This is a genomic window from Erwinia persicina, from assembly GCF_014838825.1.
Lineage (GTDB): Bacteria > Pseudomonadota > Gammaproteobacteria > Enterobacterales > Enterobacteriaceae > Erwinia > Erwinia persicina_A.
Genome location: NZ_JACYMO010000043.1, coordinates 1 through 426, shown reverse-complemented (window position 1 = coordinate 426; position 426 = coordinate 1). Strand labels below are relative to the sequence as shown.

The following is a 426-nucleotide window of genomic DNA, read 5'->3' as shown; positions in this document are numbered from 1 at the left end:
AAGTGCGCGGCGATTTAGGCGCGGCGGCGCTGTACCTGAATATTCCGCAGGCGTACCTGGAATATACCGCTGAAAACTGGGAGCCGCCGTCGCGCTGGGACGAGGGTATTCCCGGCCTGCTGTTAGATTACAACCTGAATGCGCAAAGCCAGCGTCAGCAAAAGCAGGGTACGCAGAGTTATAACCTCAGCGGCAACGGGACGGTGGGCGGCAATCTGGGAGCCTGGCGGCTGCGGGCCGACTGGCAGTCACGGCTGGATCGCCAGGGCGGTTCCGGTGAGCCGACCCGCACCAGCTGGGACTGGAGCCGTTACTACGCCTACCGCGCACTGCCGAAGCTGGGCGCCAGGCTGACGATGGGCGAGGACTATTTAAACTCCGACATCTTCGACAGTTTCCGCTTTGCCGGCGTCAGCCTGGTGACCG

Annotated in this window: 1 protein-coding gene; it reads left to right on the top strand. The window is 62.9% G+C overall.

What is annotated here, in order from left to right; all coding sequences use genetic code 11:
- A partial coding sequence (locus IFU29_RS22240) for a fimbria/pilus outer membrane usher protein (RefSeq protein ID WP_191935771.1) occupies window positions 1–426 on the top strand: 426 nt, incomplete at both ends.